The organism is Rhodococcus daqingensis, from assembly GCF_042665615.1.
GTDB classification, from domain to species: Bacteria; Actinomycetota; Actinomycetes; order Mycobacteriales; family Mycobacteriaceae; genus Rhodococcus_G; species Rhodococcus_G daqingensis.
In genome coordinates this window covers 1-12548 of sequence record NZ_JBHTCS010000012.1, presented here as the reverse complement: position 1 = coordinate 12548, position 12548 = coordinate 1, and the positions used below count along the sequence as shown (strand labels likewise).

Sequence of the window (12548 nt, the reverse complement as noted above, 5' to 3'; positions counted from 1 at the left end):
CGAGCCGAAACGGCGCTCGGCCGGTGCTCATCGATCCCAGGACGTTGACGTCGTGCCGGCACCGGGTCCATCTCGATTCGGCGTATCCGGAGCTGATCGCGTCGGTGCCGGAGGACATCGGCGTGCAGCAGCGCCGGGAATCGGCCCAGGCGCACCGGGAGGCCATGCTCCGGAGGTTGATGGCACCCGGCGGTCACAGCTGGGTGCTGATCGATCCGGCCGGCCCGTCGCGCGAGCGGGCGGCCGCGACGCTGCGGGCGTGTGCCGAGGGCGTGGACCGGGTCTGGGGCGCGGTGCTGCCGCTCGAGTTCGACACCGGCAGGCGCGGGCGGGCCGAGCTGTTGATCCGGGACGCCGAGCGCGGCGGATACATCCCGGTCATCGTGGTGAACCACAAGGTCACCGACCCCGGGAGCGGCGCGATCACCTCCGGCCTGGACGAGTGGGCGCCGGTTGTCGACCCGGACCGAAAGGTGCGCGCCCAGCTCCGCGATCAGCTCCGCCTCGCGCACCTGCACCGGATGCTGCAGACGCAGGGCATCGCGAGCCCGTCGATGCTCGGCGGCGCCATCGGGTACGGCGGCGAGCGCATCCTCGTGCACGACCTGGCCACCGTGATGGACGTGTACGACGAGCGGTTCACCGACCGCCTGGCCGTGGCGCGGGGGGACCGCTTCACCTCCCCCTCGCAGATCGGCGAGTGCCGGTCCTGCCCCTGGTGGTCGCGGTGCAAGGAGAACCTGACGGCGGCGCGGGACGTCAGCCTGGTGGCGACGGGCTCGCGGGCCGAGGCACTGCGCGCGGCCGGGGTCTACACCATCGACGACCTGGCGGCCTGGGACGGGCCGGCGCCGGAGGAGTGGCAGGGCAACGGGTTCGAGGACGTGGTGGTGATCGCGAAGGCCTGGCTGGGCGGGATCCCGCTGGTGCGCAGGCAGCCCGAGGTCACGGTGCGCCGGGCCGACGTCGAGGTCGACGTGGACATGGAGAGCTATCAGGAGCACGGCGCGTACCTGTGGGGCACGCTGCTGACCGCGGACGGCGTCACCCGGCCGTACCGGCCGTTCGTCACCTGGGACCCGCTGCCGACCCCCGACGAGGGCAGGTCCTTCGCGGAGTTCTGGGGCTGGCTGATGGGGGTCCGGGAGGCGACCGTCGCCGACGGGAAGACCTTCGCGGCCTACTGCTATTCGCGTGCGGCCGAAGACAAGTGGCTGCTCGACTCGGCGACCCGGTTCGCGGGGATGCCGGGCATCCCGACGGTCGCGCAGATCCGTGCGTTCATCGACGGCCCCGAGTGGGTGGACATCTACCAGGCGGTCAGTGAGCAGTTCATCTGTCCGAACGGCAAGGGGCTCAAGAAGATTGCGCCGGTTGCCGGATTCCATTGGCGGGACGCGGACGCGGGCGGCGAGGCGTCGATGAGCTGGTATCGCGAGGCGGTCGGCTACGACCACGAGCCGGATCTCGGGCAGCGGGAGCGGCTGTTCGTCTACAACGAGGACGACGTCCAGGCGACGCGGGTGTTGCGGGAGTGGATGACCGACCGCGCCGAGGCCGAGGTCCCGCTGGCCGCGGACCTGTAGTCGAACGAGGGCTCCGGGGTGGCCCCGGCCCCGCCGTGTGCAGAACTCCCTGATGGTGGGGAGGGCGATCTTCGTTGCGGGGTCGATGGGGTCACCGAGGATGCGAAAGGGTTGCGTTAGACGCTTGAGCTGCGAGTATGTGATTCTTCGATATCCGGTGTAGGTGGGGGCGGTGGGCGCTAATGTGCCGCCGTCGGGGGTGTCCAAACGGTTGGGTGCCCATCATCGTTCGGAGAACGGGGAGTGCCTTCGTGGGCAGGAAAATTGTGCGTCGGGGTGCGTCGATGATCGGTGCCGTCGCGATCGTGGTCGGTGGGGTTGTCACGGGTGGGGTCATGGTGGGGGTGGGCAGCGCAGGCGCGCAGTCCTCGGACGTTGACACCGCCGCCGCGGCACCGTGGTGGGTCGACGAGATCCAGTCGAACACGTGGCCCATCTGCAGCGGATGGGAACAACATCCGAATGACCCTGATCCCTGCTACCGCAATGTTGACCACCAGTCGGCTAGCCTCGGCGACTATCGCATCAGTTTCCACACTCCCAAGGAAATGTGGCCGGGCAATCAGTTCGCCTTTCAGGGGAGTATCTGGGCGGACGACGCCGCGTTCGTCGGTGCGGGCCCAGACGGCGTCGGCGTGACCGACATCACCTTCCGCCCGCCGAAGGGCTTCGACTTCGTCGGTGTGACGGTGCATGGGTGGCTGCCCGGGGAAACAGTCGCGGTCGAATTGAACAAGGCCGTCGACATCGACGAGATCACCGGCGACGTCACCGTCACCGCCCCCGCCGGAGGCTGGAAGCTGCGGCCGTACGACACCGAAGTCGGTGCTGCGGACAGCACCGACAGGGTGTACTTCGACTTCATGTATCGGGCCCCCGATCGGGCTCTCGGCAGCACCAGCGGTATCACCTTCACCGGCATAGGTGCGCCCGCCGCCGAAGGCTCGCTGGTCACTGCGGAAACTCACGTGCTCGGGGGTGAGGGCACCGGGAGCGTGGGTTACGGTTCCTGACGTCTTCGCCACTCCGACGGCCGTTTTCGGTGGGCCGGTCGAGGAGCATCGGTTCGCGTAGTCGATTTGGCCCGGAGATCCTCACCAGCCTCGCCGGAGCGGGGAACGTAGCTGGGGTGGGTCGGTCACCAACCATCGGAACCCGACCCACCCCAGCACGGCTCTCACGGACCCGTCATCTAGAACGCAACAGCCCCATGGCCTCCCGCAACCGCACCACTGCGCTTGCGCATTCCTACCGCGGGGCCATCCGCAGCGCGCCGTCCATCCGGATCGTCTCGCCGTTGAGGTAGTCGTGCTCGACGATCATCTGCGCGAGCTGCGCGTACTCGGAGGGGTTGCCGAGCCGGGACGGGAACGGCACGCCGGCCTCGAGGCCCTTGCGGTACTCGTCGGTGACGCCGGCGAGCATCGGGGTGTCGATGATGCCGGGGGCGATCGTGTTGACGCGGATGCCGAACTGCGCCAGGTCGCGAGCGGCGGGGACGGTCATGCCGTGCACGCCGCCCTTGGAGGCGGAGTAGGCGATCTGGCCGATCTGGCCCTCGAACGCCGCGACCGAGGCGGTGTTGATGACCACGCCGCGCTGGCCGGACTCGTCGACGGCGTCGGTCTTGGCGATCGCGTCGGCGGCCAGGCGCATCACGTTGAAGGTGCCGAGGAGGTTGACGGTGATGACCGTGCGGAACAGCTCCAGGTCGTGCGGGCCGTTCTTGGACAGGATGCGGCCGGCCCAGCCGACGCCCGCGCAGTTCACGACGGTGCGCAGCGGCACACCGGAGGCGACGATCTGGTCGACGGCGGCCTGAACCTCGTCGCCGCTGGTCACATCGGTGGGGATGAGGGTGACGCCGGCCGGCACGCTGTCGCCCGCGCGCTCGATGGACTGGGCCAGGTCCAGCCCGAAGACGGTGGCGCCCGCGTCCGCGAAGCGCTTGGCGGTGGCAGCGCCGAGGCCGGAGGCAGCTCCGGTGACCAGTGCCGCGGTTCCCTGGATTTCCACAGTCGATCCCCTTTTCTGGCGGCCACCGTTGGCCGACCGGTAGTGACCTGAACGATAGCGCCCCGATATGAGTCTGGTTAACGACGGTTCACCGAACGGTGCTCCGGTCTTGCCGATCCGGCCGTCCGCGGGCGTTGTGTATAACGTTTGACCTGCGAAGATGCCGATTCTCGAATTCGGCAGTGCGGGCGCGCGACCGCCCCTATTCTGGCGCGGTCGGGGGGCGTCCGATGGGTGTGGCCGTCCCGTCATCACACTCGATCGAAGGAATCTTCATGTCTCGAACTCTGGCGCGACGTGGCGCGTCCGTTCTCGTCGCCGCGGCCCTGCTCGGCGGTGGTCTGGGTCTCGGCGGAGGCACGGCATCCGCAGAGGAATCTTCCCTGTCCTACCCCGGGGGCTCCGCCGTGATCGAGTTCGGCCTCCTTTACGCACTCATCGGGGTGGATTCCGTGCTGGTAGCGGGTGGTTCCGTAGAGCCCGGCAATGCATGGATTGGATGTGCGCTCGACTGTCCATCGGATTTCAGTGGGTTCGGTTCGCTCGCCTGGGCTGACTGGTTCAGCAAGCTCACTCCGGGTTCCGCCGTACCCCCGTCGTAAACATCGGATAGGCAGGCGTCCGCCCTAGTGGCCCCGCGGTCGGGGACATCCGATCGGGGGTGGCCGCCCCAGTCATCACTACTTCGAACGAAGGAATCTGCACATGTCTCGAACTCTGGCGCGCCGTGGCGCGTCCGTCCTTGTCGCCGCGGCCGTACTGGGAGGGGTTGTGGGCTTCGGCGGGGGCACGGCGTCGGCCGCGGAGGCCCCGGCTGGGGCGGGTTCCGCCGAGATGGCCGTCGAGGCCGGGTCACAAGAGCTCTTCTTCTCCTCAGCCGATGTCGCGCCGGGATTCATCGCCTTGATCAACCAAGCTGTGAACCCACGTCCCTGCCATGACACTTCCAGGTTCCTGGATAACGGGCCCTGTATCCGAGATGGCGCGCTGAGCTGGTTCGGGTTCAGCGTGTCATGAGGAGTCGTCGCCCGACGAGTGTGGTCGCGAGTGCCAGATAACCGCGCGTGGATTTTGAAAGGAGCTTCATGTCTCGAACCCTGGCGCGCCGCGGTGCGTCTGTCCTCTTTGCGACCGCTCTGCTCGGCGGCGGACTGGCCCTCGGTGGGGGCACGGCAACGGCCGCGGAACCCCCGGCCGGTGTTACCGGTTCCGTCGAGGACCTCCCGGGCGCCGCGGTCGGCTCCGTAGAGGAGCTCGGCTTCGCCGCGCTGCTGTTTGGGGGTGTCAGCGCCGGGTCGATCGACGAGGACGACATCTTTATCGGCTGCGCTCCGGAGCGCTGCCCCGACCCCTGGCCGACCAAGAAGGAGATCTTCATGGCGTGGTTGCAGGGGATCGATCCGGATGTCGCCTTTCCCGGTGAACTCCAGGTGGGGTAGCTAAGCGGATCACTCCGCTGATGGCTGGGCTGCGGCAGCGGCCGCCATCGCAGAACCAGATCGAGTTCGGCGCCGCCCGCTCACTTATCCCATGGGCGGGCGGTTCCCGTACCGATTGTCGGGTCCTCGCGACCACCACCACGATTCCCATCGCGACGGAGTTGCGTCGGCGGCCGCCGGGTGTCAGGAGCAGTCGATGCAGCGCAACACCGCGGGCAGCACGTCGAGCCGCTCGGTGCCGATGGGTCGCCCGCACTTCACGCAGATCCCGTAGCTGCCGTCGTCGACACGCCGCCGGGCGGCTTCGAGGTCGTCGAGCTCCTGCCGCGCGTCCCCGAGCAGCGAGGCGACCTGGGCCCGTTCGAACGCGATCGTCGAGCCCTCCGGATCGTGTTCGTCGTCGTTCGAGGTCAGCTCCGACCCGTCGAGGATGTCGTTCAATCGGGCGTTCAGCGATTCGATCCGGCGCTCGGTCGCGGCCTGCTCCGCCGCGATCCGGTCGCGGGCGGTGGCAGCGGTGGACTCGGTCATGTCCGGTACAACACCGCGGCGGAAGCGTTGCTTCCGTGCTGCGGCAGCGATCTGTACGGGGCTGTTAGAGTCGGCCGGTCCGGCGAGGGAATCCGGTGTGAATCCGGAACTGACGCGCAACGGTGTGGGGTACGCCCCGAGTCCGATCGCTCGCGGACGGGCATCGTCCACGATGTCGCCCCCTGTCGACGGGCTTCGCGAGAGAGCCCCCTTTCGAAGGACGTTGTCCGTGCCCACAGCACCGGCCCCGCGCGCGCTTGTCGTGTCCACCCTGCTCATCGCGGCCCTGGTCACGGGATGTTCGGGGTCGACCGACGCCGCTTCGTCCCAGCCCATCGAATCCGCAGCGGTCGGCCCCACCAGCTACCCGCTGACCCTGGAGAACTGCGGTGCGACGGTCACGTTCGACGCGGCGCCGCGTCGCGCGGTCTCGCTGTACCAGAGCTCGACCGAGATCCTGCTCTCGCTCGGGCTCGCCGATCGGATGGTGGGCACCTCCACCTGGTTCGACCCGGTGCTCGAGGACCTCGCGGCCGACAACGCCTCCGTGCCCCGGCTAGCCGACAACGACCCGTCGCTCGAGACCGTCCTGGACACGGAGCCGGACCTGGTGACGTCCGCCAGCGCGCACACCTTCACCCCGGCGGTGGTCGCCGACCGCGCCCGGTTCGCTCAGCTCGGCGTCCCCACCTACCAGTCGCCGTCCGTGTGCACGGACACCACGATCAGCGGCGAGACCGTCACCCGCGACCGACCGCTCACCATCGACACCCTGTACCGGGAGATCCGCGAGCTCGCGCAGATCTTCGACGTCCAGCAGCGCGGCGCGGACCTGGTCGCGCAGCTGCAGTCCCGGAAGGACGCGGCGACAGCCACGGCGCGCGGCGGGGCGGCGGGGCAGACGGTGGCCTTCTGGTTCTCCGGCCTCGAGGCCCCGTACATGGCCGGATGCTGCTCCGCGCCGGGATTGTTCGCGTCCGAGACCGGAGCGGTGAACGTGTTCGCCGATTCGCGCGACGACTGGCCGGAGATCAACTGGGAGTCGGTCGCGGAGCGGAACCCGGACGTGCTGGTGCTCGGAGACCTGAGCCGCAAGCGCGTGGACGGTGATGCGCTGGAGACGAAGATCGCCTTCCTGGAGTCCAACCCGGTGACTCGGCAGCTCGCCGCCGTGCAGAACCGGCGGTACGTCGTGCTGACCGGTTCGGAACTCGATCCCGGGATCCGCGAGGTCGGCGCGGTGGAGAAACTGGCGGCCGGGTTGCGGGCCGGCCCTGCCTGACGCAACGGATGTCAGCCGGGGATCGACGACTCCCGCGCGCGGGTCGACCCGGGACGGTAACTGACCGACGGATAGCCGTCGACCGCATCGAGGGTGACGGTGGCCCGCACCCGGTAGACCCGCTCGACCAGCTCCTCGGTGATCACCTCGGCCGGTGTTCCCGCCGCCACGATGCGGCCCTGCGCCAGCACCACGACGCGGTCGCAGAACATCGCCGCCAGATTGAGGTCGTGCAGCGCGATGTAGCTGGTCAGGGGCAGCTCGGCGACGAGCGAGAGGATCTCGAGCTGATGCGCGATGTCGAGGTGGTTGGTGGGCTCATCGAGCAGCAGCTCCGCCGGCTCCTGGGCCAGGGCCCTCGCGATCTGCGCCCGCTGGCGTTCGCCGCCGGAGAGGGTGTGCCAGAGCCGGTGTGAGTTCGACGCCATGCCGGTGTGGGCGAGCGCCCGATCGACGGCGCGGGCATCCGCGGCCTCGTCGCCGCCGAACACCCCCCGATGTGGGATCCGCCCGAGCCGCACCACGTCGATCACCGTGATGTCGACCTCGGTGTCCGCGTGCTGATCGACCGTCGCCACCCGTCGCGCGACCTGCCGTCGCCGCAGCGACCGGATATCGGTGTCGTCGAGGAGGATTCGACCGACGTCGGGAGTCGCGATGCCGGCGAGAAGGCTCAGGAGCGACGACTTGCCCGAGCCGTTCGGTCCGAGCAGCCCGATGGTCTCACCCGCGACCGGCTCGACGGTGATCCCGTCGAGGACCAGGTGCCCGCCCCTGCTCCACTGGATGTTCTTTGCCTGCAAGCTCATTGGCTGCTCCGCATTCGGAAGAGGATGAGGGCGAACGCGGGGACGCCGATGAGGGCGGTGACCACGCCGACGGGGACCTCCTGAGGTGCGAACAGGGTGCGCGCGATGGCGTCCACCCAGACCATGAAGATCGCGCCGGTCAGCGCCGTCGCGGGCAGCAGGCGGCTGTGCCGGGCACCGACCAGGAACCGGGCGGCATGCGGCAGCACCAGCCCGACGAAGCCGATCGCCCCGGCCGCGCTGACCAGTGCCGCGGTGATCAGCGCGGTCACGGTGAGCAGGGTGATCCGGACCCGCCGCACCGAGACCCCGAGGGAGGCGGCGGCGGAGTTGCCGAAGGTGAACGCGTCCATGGCGGAGGCGTGGGCGAGGCAGACGACGATCCCCAGCACGGTGGCGGCACCGCACAACGTCACGTCGGACCAGTCGGCCCCGCTGAGCGAGCCGAGCAGCCAGAACAGCACGCCCCGGGTCTGCTCGGCGTCGGCGGAGGAGATCACGATGAAGGAGGTCAGCGCCGAGAACAGCTGGGTGCCCGCGACACCGGCCAGGATCACCCGAGCCGTGCCGCCGCCCGCCCCCGCCGCGAGCAGCATGACCAGGGTGAAGGACAGCACGGCGCCGGTGAAGGCGCCCATCGACAGCGAGATGGAGCCTGCCCCGATCCCGAGCACCAGCACCAGGACCGCGCCCGTCGAGGCGCCGGAGGAGATGCCCAGCACGAACGGATCGGCGAGCGGGTTGCGCAGCAGCGACTGCATGATCGCGCCGCACAGGGCCAGGCCGGCGCCGCAGATCGCGGCGAGGAGGGTCCGCGGGAGCCGCAGCTCCCAGACGATGCCGTCCTTGATCCGGCTGACCCCGGACGTCCCGAGGCCCCAGTGCTCGAGGACCACCGCGTACACGTCGCCGACGGAGAGGCTGGCCGGGCCGAACGTGATGGCGATCGCGATGGAGAGGGCGAGCAGCACGAATCCGCTCGCCAACAACCCGGCGAAAAGCGGCTTGGAATCGAACCTCGTCGCGCTCACGGTCGCCGTCATGGGGGCGCGGGCGGCGGCCGGCCGGAGGGGGAGGCGCATGGGGAGGAACTCCTGGTCCAGGGCCCAGTCGCGGGGCCGGCACTTCACCAACCGATCGGTGAGCAATCGGACTTCGGTCGTCGCGACCGTCACCGTTGCGCGTCAGTCCCGGATTCGCACCGGGTTCCCTCGCCGATCGTGACCGCACGAACGGCCGCGCCGACCATATCCCGGCTGCCGGATCAGTCGATCGGCTCCCCGGCACTCGGGAGTGGTGCCCGCGCGGGTGGCGGAGCGTTCGTGACAGTGTTTAACGCTTTGACCTGCGCAAAGTGGCATCGCGGTTCCGATGCTGGGTGCCCGTCGCACCCCTTACTCTTGGCGGGCTACGGGGCGGGGTGGGCACTGGGCTCGTCGGCGCTCCGCGATCGAAGGAGATCTTGTCAATGGCAATTGCTGGACAGCTGGTGCGCGCGGGTGGGTCGGTACTTGCGGCGCTGACCATTGCCGCGAGCGGCATCACGATGGGTGCGGGAACTGCGGCCGGGCAGTCGTGGTGGGAGGACGAGATACAGCAAAATCTGTGGCCTCCGTGCACCATCGAGTGGACGCCATCGGGGGGGCCGTGCTACAGAAATGCCTTCACGGACCAGGGGATGGCCGGCGACCTCCGAATGAGTTATACCGGTCCCAAGGACGTCAAATCGGGTGAGGTGGTGTCCTTCTATGCGAGCAGCAGTGCCGGGGAGGGGGGGTACCAACCGGCCGTGCCGGACGTCGTAGTTTCGAGCGTCACCCACCACCCTCCGAGGGGCTTCGAATTCATGGACGCCACGGTTTCCGCTGGGAAGCCCGGCTGGTATCCGGAGGGATCCACGCATTGGGCACTGGACTCGACCGTTGCGGTAGATCCCGTCACCGGGGATGTCACCGTCACCCCGCCTGTCGGTGGCTGGGCTGTCCCGAAGTCTCGCGAGTACACCGGGGTAGCCGGGGAGATATCTTTCATGTCCGGTTATGTGTCGGTCCACTTGCGTTATCGCGCGAGCGGGTACGGCCTTGACAACCCAAGCGGGGTCACGGTCACCGGCACCGGAGTCCCGGCGTCGGAGGACTGGTTGGCGACAGGGAATACCCGGGTCACCCCGATGGGTGGTACCGGGAGCACCGGTTCCTGACCGCTGGTCGCGCCTACTGGTCGAGGGGCTCGCGGGTCTCCTCGACCGGTACGGCGGCGGCGGTGCGGGACCGCGCCCAGTGCACGACACCGGCCAGCGCCGCGACAGCCAGGAGCACGCCGCCGGCGATCGGGCCGGCCGCGGTCCCGGGGAACAGGCCCTCGAGCAGCATCATCACGCCGAAGACGAAGAACAGGATGGCGGCGCCGACCGCGATGAGCCGCTCGGGCAGGTGCTTGCCGAGGACGGCGCCGACCACGATGGCGAGGGCATCGGCCGCGACCATGCCGACCGTCGAGCCGATCCAGACGCCGACCCAGTCGTTGTCCGCGGCCAGGGTGACGGTGGCGAGCATGGTCTTGTCGCCGAGCTCGGCGAGGAAGAAGGCCGAGGCGACCGCGAGGAACGCCGAGGTGCCGACGCGGGCGGCCTTGTTCTGTTCGTCCTCGCTGAGGCTGTCGCCGCGCAGGGTCCACAGGCCGAAGATCACGAAGGCGATGCCGCCGATGATGCTGATCAGGTTCGTGGGGATGGCCGCGCCCAGGGAGTGGCCGACGCCGACGGAGACCAGGTGCACGACGGTGGTGGCGACGGTGATGCCGCCGATCACGACCCACCACTTGTAGCGCAGGGCGAAGGTCATCGCCATGAGCTGGGACTTGTCGCCGAGCTCGGCGACGAAAATGACGCCGAAGCTGAGCAGCAACGCGGCGAGCATGCGGACCTCCTCCGATATCTGGTTTCGGAGGATGTTGGGAACGTTCCTCCGGCCGTCGACGTGTGGACGTCGACAGCCGAAGGTCTCGCCCACCGGTGCCTGCCGTGTATACGACGGCGCCGGTTCGGGCAGCCGGGCGCATCAATTTCCCGATGCTGACCAGTATGTCGACTGCTCGATTGGGGGCTACTCCCCTTCGCTAAGCGTAAGAGTACCCGAGTCTCGCGAGATCGCAAAGCGCACAACAAGTTTGGGAGGCCGAACTTTGTTCTTCCGGTTCGCCTCAGGCGGTCAGCAGCATGGCCAAAACGGCGGTGTCGGGGTCCGTGTTCGGATCGAGGCTCATCCGGCTGACCATCGACGTCACGGTGCCGTCCGCGTCCGCCTCCACCCAGGCGGCCCGGTGGTCCAACCCCAGGTGCGGGACACCCGGTAACAACAGGCAGCCGGAGGCCGCACCCGCGCACTCCGGCAAGGAGGGCATCGTCTCCGACGGCGGATGCAACACCAGCAGGGCGGGGGGTTGATGCTCCGCGAAACATCCCGGCGTGACGGCAGATTCACCCAAGACCGGACCTTCCGCGACGACCAGTCCCACGGTGCCGGGTTCCGGATCCTCGGGGAGATCCTCGTGCGCCCCGAAAACCGTTGAGGTGGGTAGTAATCCGGGGACACAGGCGATTCGCACGGCGAGCACCAGGAGCTGGGCCCATTCCTTGGTGGTGTCCGGCCAACGACCGGAGATGATGAATCCGCGCAGGGCCCCCGCGGCATGGAAGGGCGAGACGCCGATGTGCCCGTGCGGGGTCATGTCCGTCTCCTTCCGCGCGACGGGGCCCGGGAGGACCTCCCGAGACAACTCCAGGATGCGCCGAACCCGGCTGGCAGACAAGCGGGATCGAGTGCCAGCGAACTGGGGGAATGCGCTAGGCCTGGGCGGCGGGGACCCGCACCCGGATGCGACTCACAGCGCCGCTGCGGTCTTCCTCGGCCTCCTCCGGTATCCACGTTCCGGAGGTGCAGACGAACAGGTCACGGCCGTCCGCGCCGCCCAGTGCGAGCGAATAGGGGTGCGGTGCGGGCAAGCGGTCCGTGATGACGCCCTCCGCGTCGACACGGAAGACCTCGTCACCGAACGGGGAGGCCACCCAGACCCCGTCCTCGGCGTCGATCGTGAGTCCGTCGGGGTGAACGGCGGCGTCGAACTCGGCGATCACCCGCCGTTGTTCGAGGCTGCCATCGGGCTCGATCGTGAACCCGGTCAGCCGTCCCGGGGTCGACCGGGTCTCCGCGACGATGAGAGTGCCCCCGTCGGAGGTCACCACCATGCCCCCGGCCAGCATCATCGACGTCGCGACGTCGTGGACGGTGCCGTCGGGTTCGATCATCGCCAGGTCGGCCGGGCGGGGCGGCCGCGGGGGATCGCTGTCGTCACCGTCGTTGCCGACGTAGGCGCGGCCGAGCCGGTCGACGCACATGTCGCGCAGGTACCAGGTGGCGACGCCGGAGAGGTCGGCGTGCACGACCAGGGTGCCGTCCGATTCGCGCCGCAGCACCAGCAGGTCGCGGGTGGAGACGATCAGGAGCCGACCGTCGGGGAGAAAACCCAGGCCGGCGGGTCGGCCGGGAACCTCGGCCACGGTGTTGAGCGAGCCCGTCACCGGGTCGTACGCCAACACCTCACCGGCATGGGTGTCCGAGAACCACAGGTGCCGGTCGTGCCAGCGTGCCCCATCGGGAAAGGTCAGACCCTCGACGAGGGTGTCCATCCCTCAACGATACGACCGATTGCCGGAAACGACTCCGCCGCGCCCGATGATCGGGCGCGGCGGAAGGGTCGGACTGTGCGTGATCTTCACCCCGGTCGGGGTACGGATCGCGCACCTTCGGTGAGGCCGCTTAGACGATCAGGCCGGCGGTCTGGGTGCGGGCGCGGTCGAAGCGGGCGGCGACGTCGTTCCAGTTGA

12 protein-coding genes are annotated in these 12548 nt (G+C 69.0%); 5 read left to right on the top strand and 7 right to left on the bottom strand.

Annotated elements, in window-relative coordinates; genetic code table 11:
* Window positions 1–23: 23 nt before the first annotated feature.
* On the top strand, window positions 24–1586 hold the full coding sequence (locus ACFQS9_RS10320; protein ID WP_378404598.1) for a TM0106 family RecB-like putative nuclease: 1563 nt from the start codon (window positions 24–26) through the stop codon (window positions 1584–1586).
* A 335-nt stretch (window positions 1587–1921) separates the two neighbouring features.
* The gene (locus tag ACFQS9_RS10315; RefSeq protein WP_378404202.1) at window positions 1922–2599 is read left to right on the top strand and encodes a hypothetical protein; all 678 of its coding nucleotides are present in this window, start codon (window positions 1922–1924) and stop codon (window positions 2597–2599) included.
* A 235-nt stretch (window positions 2600–2834) separates the two neighbouring features.
* Here ACFQS9_RS10315 and ACFQS9_RS10310 read toward each other — a convergent pair whose 3' ends face one another.
* The gene (locus ACFQS9_RS10310) at window positions 2835–3602 is read right to left on the bottom strand and encodes an SDR family NAD(P)-dependent oxidoreductase (protein ID WP_378404200.1); all 768 of its coding nucleotides are present in this window, start codon (window positions 3600–3602) and stop codon (window positions 2835–2837) included.
* A 1085-nt stretch (window positions 3603–4687) separates the two neighbouring features.
* On the opposite strand from ACFQS9_RS10310, the gene ACFQS9_RS10305 reads away from it, so the two are divergent.
* Window positions 4688–5041 carry a hypothetical protein gene (locus ACFQS9_RS10305; RefSeq protein ID WP_378404198.1) on the top strand — a complete coding sequence of 118 codons (354 nt, stop codon included), beginning with the start codon at window positions 4688–4690 and terminating at the stop codon, window positions 5039–5041.
* 183 nt (window positions 5042–5224) lie between these two features.
* On the opposite strand, the gene ACFQS9_RS10300 is transcribed toward ACFQS9_RS10305, so the two are convergent.
* On the bottom strand, window positions 5225–5572 hold the full coding sequence (locus ACFQS9_RS10300) for a TraR/DksA family transcriptional regulator (protein WP_378404196.1): 348 nt from the start codon (window positions 5570–5572) through the stop codon (window positions 5225–5227).
* Between the two features lie 229 nt (window positions 5573–5801).
* Between ACFQS9_RS10300 and ACFQS9_RS10295 the strand changes: the two genes are divergently transcribed.
* Entirely contained in the window at window positions 5802–6854 is a 1053-nt protein-coding gene (locus ACFQS9_RS10295; RefSeq protein ID WP_378404194.1) for an ABC transporter substrate-binding protein, read from the top strand.
* A gap of 11 nt (window positions 6855–6865) precedes the next feature.
* On the opposite strand, the gene ACFQS9_RS10290 is transcribed toward ACFQS9_RS10295, so the two are convergent.
* Window positions 6866–7663: an ABC transporter ATP-binding protein gene (locus ACFQS9_RS10290; protein WP_378404192.1), complete on the bottom strand. Its 798-nt coding sequence runs from the start codon at window positions 7661–7663 to the stop codon at window positions 6866–6868.
* Window positions 7660–8706 carry a FecCD family ABC transporter permease gene (locus ACFQS9_RS10285; RefSeq protein WP_378404596.1) on the bottom strand — a complete coding sequence of 349 codons (1047 nt, stop codon included), beginning with the start codon at window positions 8704–8706 and terminating at the stop codon, window positions 7660–7662. Before ACFQS9_RS10285 ends, ACFQS9_RS10290 begins: the two co-directional genes overlap by 4 nt.
* 425 nt (window positions 8707–9131) lie before the next feature.
* On the opposite strand from ACFQS9_RS10285, the gene ACFQS9_RS10280 reads away from it, so the two are divergent.
* On the top strand, window positions 9132–9863 hold the full coding sequence (locus tag ACFQS9_RS10280) for a hypothetical protein (RefSeq protein WP_378404189.1): 732 nt from the start codon (window positions 9132–9134) through the stop codon (window positions 9861–9863).
* A gap of 13 nt (window positions 9864–9876) precedes the next feature.
* On the opposite strand, the gene ACFQS9_RS10275 is transcribed toward ACFQS9_RS10280, so the two are convergent.
* From ACFQS9_RS10275 to ACFQS9_RS10265, 3 genes are all read right to left on the bottom strand, one after another.
* Window positions 9877–10581: a TMEM165/GDT1 family protein gene (locus ACFQS9_RS10275; protein WP_378404187.1), complete on the bottom strand. Its 705-nt coding sequence runs from the start codon at window positions 10579–10581 to the stop codon at window positions 9877–9879.
* Window positions 10582–10864: 283 nt separating this feature from the next.
* The gene (locus ACFQS9_RS10270; RefSeq protein ID WP_378404185.1) at window positions 10865–11392 is read right to left on the bottom strand and encodes a peptidase; all 528 of its coding nucleotides are present in this window, start codon (window positions 11390–11392) and stop codon (window positions 10865–10867) included.
* Window positions 11393–11507: 115 nt separating this feature from the next.
* On the bottom strand, window positions 11508–12350 hold the full coding sequence (locus ACFQS9_RS10265) for an SMP-30/gluconolactonase/LRE family protein (protein ID WP_378404184.1): 843 nt from the start codon (window positions 12348–12350) through the stop codon (window positions 11508–11510).
* Between the last annotated feature and the right edge of the window lie 198 nt (window positions 12351–12548).